This window comes from Phreatobacter sp. (genome assembly GCF_030691135.1).
Lineage (GTDB): Bacteria > Pseudomonadota > Alphaproteobacteria > Rhizobiales > Phreatobacteraceae > Phreatobacter.
This window is the reverse complement of record NZ_JAUYFA010000008.1, coordinates 1-4,636: the sequence shown is the minus strand read 5'-3', so window position 1 is coordinate 4,636 and position 4,636 is coordinate 1. Positions and strand designations below refer to the sequence as shown.

Here is a 4,636-nt window from a genome sequence, read left to right as displayed (position 1 = left end):
AGGACGGCCGCGACGACGAAGGCGATGACGATGAAATAGCGCCGCTTGCCGCGCAGGAACGCGCTGTCGACAACGCCGATCTGGCCGAGCAGCGCGATGATGACCGGCAACTGGAACGAAATGCCGAAGGCAAAGATCAGCGTCATGATGAGACTGAGATAATCCTCGACCCGACCGAGATACTGGATCGCCGTCGCCGTGTCGCTCGGTGCCTGCTGCATGCCGAGCGAGAACAGCATCAGCGCGCGCATGACGAAGACGAGGACGAAGATGCCGCCGGTGAAGAAACAGACGGGCGTCCAGATCAGATAGGGCCGGAATGCGTTCTTCTCATGTGTGTAGAGACCGGGCGCGACGAACTTGTAGAGCTGGATGGCGATGATCGGAAACGCCAGGAAGGCACCGCCGAACATGCCGATCTTCAACTGCGTGAAGAAATACTCGAGCGGCGCCGTGTAGATCAGGCGCACTTCCGCGCGCGGGATGGTCAGATAATCGGCGGCCCATTCATAGGGCAGCACGAGGATCTGGAAGATCTGCTTGGAGAAGGCGAAGGAGAAGATAAAGCAGACAAGAAACCCGGCCATCGCCTTGATCAGCCGCGACCGCAGCTCGATCAGATGCTCCATCAGCGGCGCCTTAGACGCCTCGATGGCATCCTCGTCCGCTTTCAGCTTGTCCTCGGGAGCGGGAACGGACGTCATGCCTTGGTCTTTCTCGGGCGCTTCGGCGTCTCGGCGACGTCCTCGGCAGGATCCGCGGCGACCGCGGCTGCGACCGGCGGCAGCGCGACCGGCTCGGCAACGGGAGACGGCGGTGCGGCCATGAAGCCCTGCGGCGGATCGACCGGAGCGGCACCGAAACCCGGAACCGGCGCGGTCGATGCAAAGGCCGAGGGGGTCTCGATGGGCGCCGGCTTGAAGGCGTTCTGGATGGCGACGGGATCGGCAGTGTAGGAAGGCGGCGCGGGAACCGCCTGCGCCAGCGGATCAGGCGCCGGCGGGCCGACCGTGCCGGCGGCAGGCTGACCCTTGATGTCGTCGACCGCGGACTTGATCTGGTCGCGGGCGTAGTCGATCGGGTTGAAGGTCGCCGCGGGCGTGGCGTTCACCGCGTCCGTCACGCTGTTGATCGAGGACTTGACCTTGTCGACCTCGGCCTCCTGAAGAGCCTGGTTGAACTGGTACTGGAAGTCCGAAGCCATACGGCGCAGCTTCGCGAGGCCCTGCCCCATGCCCCTGAGGACACCCGGCAGCTCCTTCGGGCCGATGACGATCAGCGCGACAATGCCGATCAGTGCGATTTCGCCCCAGCTCAGATCGAACATGGCAATTCACCGTCCATACGCATGCGCGGGCCAAGGAGAAAAACGGGCCCGGCGCCGCGAAAGACCTGGCGCCTCAGCCGACCTTCGGAGCGGTGGCGGGTGCCTGCTCAGACGTGGTGGTTGCCGGCGCAGGCGTGACCTGCGGAGCGGCGGCGGGAGCCGGAGCCGGGTGATGGTCGATCGTCGAGGCGGGCGCGACCGGCGGCGTCTCCGGCTTGTCCTCCTCGGCGAGGCCCTTCTTGAAGGCCTTGATGCCCTTGGCGGCATCGCCCATGAACTCGGAAATCTTGCCGCGACCGAACAGCAGCAACACCACGATGGCGACCAGAATCCAGTGCCAGGCGCTAAACGTACCCATAACCAACTCCTTGAACGTTTTGCACCGGCGTCCCTTGGCGGGCATGGCGGCGCGATTGTTTCGTGCGGCCCTGGAGCGACCGTTCGTCTGGGAAACTATGCGGCGGGTGCGGCAAAAACAAGAACCTCGGAGGCGGTAACGTCAACACCGACATCGCGGCCCGGAATCAGACCCTCAGCGGAGCGCACCCGGGCCTTGAGCGGAGCCTCCATTCCCTGCACGACAATCTCCAAAAGCTCGACTTCTCCGAGGAATCGCCGCGAAACAAGCCTACCGGGCACGCACATGCCGGCCGGTTTCGGCAAAATCGACTGCGGGCGAATGGCGGCCACCGCCTGCGCCCCGTCGGCGAAACCGGGCGCGGCAAAATATCCCACCGGCGTGATCAGCCGTCCGCCCTGCACGATGCCGGGCACTTCGTTGACGTCCGAGAAGAAGCGCGCCGTGTCGAGATCGGCCGGCGCCTGGTAGAGATCGCGGGGGGCACCGATCTGCGCGATCCGCCCCTCGCGCATGAGAACGATCCTGTCCGCCATCCGCATGGCCTCCTCGGGATCGTGGGTGACGACGATGCAGGTTGCGCGGGTTTCCCGCATCACCGCCAGGGTCTCGTCGCGGATCGCATCGCGCAGGCGGCTATCGAGCCCGGAGAAGGGCTCGTCCATCAACAGGATGCTCGGCCGCGGCGCGATCGCGCGCGCCAGGGCCACGCGCTGCTGTTCGCCGCCCGAAAGCGTATGGGGATAGTCTAGTGCGTGATCGGCGAGCCCGACGCGGCTGAGCGCCAGCCGGGCCGCGCGCTCGGCATCGGCCTTCGGCAGCGCCTTCAGGCCGAACATCACGTTGGCGAGGTTGCTGAGGTGCGGGAACAGCGCGAAATCCTGGAAGACCAGGCCGATGCCACGCCGTTCCGGCGGCACGAAAGTCGAAGGGCTCACGACCTCCCGTCGGTCGATCAGCACGCGGCCCGAGAGCGGCCGCTCGATCCCGGATGCGATCCGGAGCAGTGTCGTCTTGCCGCACCCGGAGGGACCGAGCAGGCAGAGTACCTCGCCGGGCGCGACGACGAGCGATATGCCGGCGAGCGCCTGCACCGACCCGTAACCGTGAACGATGTCCTCGAAGGCCAGCGCCGAGGCGATCGACGTGCCCGCGGTGCCGCGCCGGCCCCAACCCGACACCGTGTCCATCAGCGTCCGGTTCATGGGGAATCCCTGTCGGGAAGCGGCGTCAGCGAGAGATCGAGTTCACCGCCCTCGTCCGGCTCCTCGTCTTCGCGGAGCGCGAGATCATCGTTGGGGATGGGGATGCGGAAGCCCGGCGGCAGGCGCCCGTCCAGCATGCCGGCCGCCTTCAGGTCATCGAGGCCGGGGAGATCGCCGATGGCCTCAAGGCCGAAATGGTCCAGAAAGGCCGGCGTCGTCCCGAAGGTCACCGGGCGGCCGGGCACCTTGCGGCGGCCGCGGATGCGCAGCCAGCCGGTCTCCATCAGCAGGTCGATCGTGCCCTTGGCCACGGTCACGCCGCGGATCTCCTCGATCTCCGCCCGCGTCACCGGCTGGTGGTAGGCGACAATCGCCAGCGTCTCCAGCGCCGCGCGCGACAGCTTGCGCTCGTCCGTCGTCTCGCGGTGCAGCAGGAAGCTGAGGTCGTCCGCCGTGCGGAAGGCCCACTTTCCGGCGACCCTCACGAGGTTGACGCCCCTCGGGGCGTAGAAGGCCTGCAAGGTCATCAGGAGGGATCGCAGATCGGCGCCGCGCGGCAGGCGCTCGGCCAGGGCCGAGTCGTCGAGCGGTTGGGCAGCGGCGAAGAGCAGTGCCTCGACGATGCGCAACTGTTCCACGGGACCGTCGGCCATGCCGACGGGCGCGCCGAGCCGCAGCTGTGCCGGATCGTCCATGTCTCGCTCATCGACCATTCGCGGCTTCTATCATGACTCCGGCGGGTTGGAAGCGGGCTCCCCCCTGCGCTTTCGCATGAAGAGCGGGCCGAGGGGACGATCCTGATGCAGTTCGAGCACGCCTTCGCGGACCAGTTCGAGGCTCGATGCGAAGCTCGATGCCAGAACGGTCGCCCGCTTGTCGTCGCTGACGAGGTAGTCGAGGAGGAACGTGTCAAGCGGCGTCCAGTCGGTCGCGGCGCCCACCAGCCGCTGGAGAATCTCGCGCGCCTCAGCCAGCGACCAGACCGTGCGATGTTCCATGGTCACATGGGAGAGCGCCGATTTCTCGCGCTGCTGGGCATAGGCGGTCAGGAGATCATAGAGGCTGGCCTCAAAGCGGCGTTCGGCCAGGGCGACGATCGGTTCAGGATCTCCTCGCCCGAAGACATCGCGTCCCAGCCGGTGGCGTGTCATCAGCCGTGCCGCGGCATCGCGCATGGCCTGCAGGCGCTGCAGGCGGAAGGCCAGCACCTCCGCCAGTTCCGGCCCCGAGGGCTCGTCGCCCTTGGCGGGCTCGGGGATGAGAAGCCGCGACTTCAGATAGGCCAGCCAGGCGGCCATGACGAGATAGTCGGCGGCCAGCTCGAGACGCAGCTTCCTCGCCTCCTCGATGAAGCCGAGATACTGGTCGGCGAGCGCAAGGATCGAGATTTTCGCCAGATCGACCTTCTGCGTGCGGGCGAGCGCAAGCAGCATGTCCAGCGGCCCCTCGAAACCGTCGAGATCGACGACGAAGGCCGGCTCGGCCGTGCCGCGTTCGGCCAGCGCCTCGAAGGGCAGCACATTGCCGCCGATGGGGATGGATGCGCGCGCCATGAGGGTCCCGGAGCGGAGGTACCAGGACGGCCCTCATGGCGTCATCATACGCTCAGCGCATGGCCCGCGGCAAAGCCGGTGGACGGCGCCGTCTCATGCCGCTCCAGCTCTTCCTGGAAGTGGGCCAGGGCCGCGCGCGGGTCGAACGGCTCCGGCAGGTGCCGGATGCGGCCGAGGGCGGCATGGGCGCGCT

Annotated in this window: 6 protein-coding genes; all 6 read right to left on the bottom strand. The window is 67.1% G+C overall.

The window, feature by feature from the left end; genetic code table 11:
• On the bottom strand, window positions 1–704 hold a 704-nt coding region (gene tatC, locus Q8O26_RS00970), incomplete at its 3' end, for a twin-arginine translocase subunit TatC (protein ID WP_305572584.1).
• Window positions 701–1,327 carry a Sec-independent protein translocase protein TatB gene (gene tatB / locus Q8O26_RS00965; RefSeq protein ID WP_305572582.1) on the bottom strand — a complete coding sequence of 209 codons (627 nt, stop codon included), beginning with the start codon at window positions 1,325–1,327 and terminating at the stop codon, window positions 701–703. The genes tatB and tatC, both read right to left, overlap by 4 nt.
• A gap of 73 nt (window positions 1,328–1,400) precedes the next feature.
• Window positions 1,401–1,685, bottom strand: a complete 285-nt coding sequence (locus Q8O26_RS00960; RefSeq protein WP_305572580.1) for a twin-arginine translocase TatA/TatE family subunit — start codon at window positions 1,683–1,685, stop codon at window positions 1,401–1,403.
• Window positions 1,686–1,780: 95 nt separating this feature from the next.
• The gene (locus Q8O26_RS00955) at window positions 1,781–2,890 is read right to left on the bottom strand and encodes an ABC transporter ATP-binding protein (RefSeq protein WP_305572578.1); all 1,110 of its coding nucleotides are present in this window, start codon (window positions 2,888–2,890) and stop codon (window positions 1,781–1,783) included.
• Window positions 2,887–3,585, bottom strand: coding sequence for an SMC-Scp complex subunit ScpB (gene scpB, locus Q8O26_RS00950; protein ID WP_305572586.1), 699 nt, complete (start codon window positions 3,583–3,585; stop codon window positions 2,887–2,889). The genes Q8O26_RS00955 and scpB overlap by 4 nt, the downstream gene beginning before the upstream one ends.
• 30 nt (window positions 3,586–3,615) lie before the next feature.
• The gene (locus Q8O26_RS00945) at window positions 3,616–4,443 is read right to left on the bottom strand and encodes a ScpA family protein (RefSeq protein ID WP_305572576.1); all 828 of its coding nucleotides are present in this window, start codon (window positions 4,441–4,443) and stop codon (window positions 3,616–3,618) included.
• Between the last annotated feature and the right edge of the window lie 193 nt (window positions 4,444–4,636).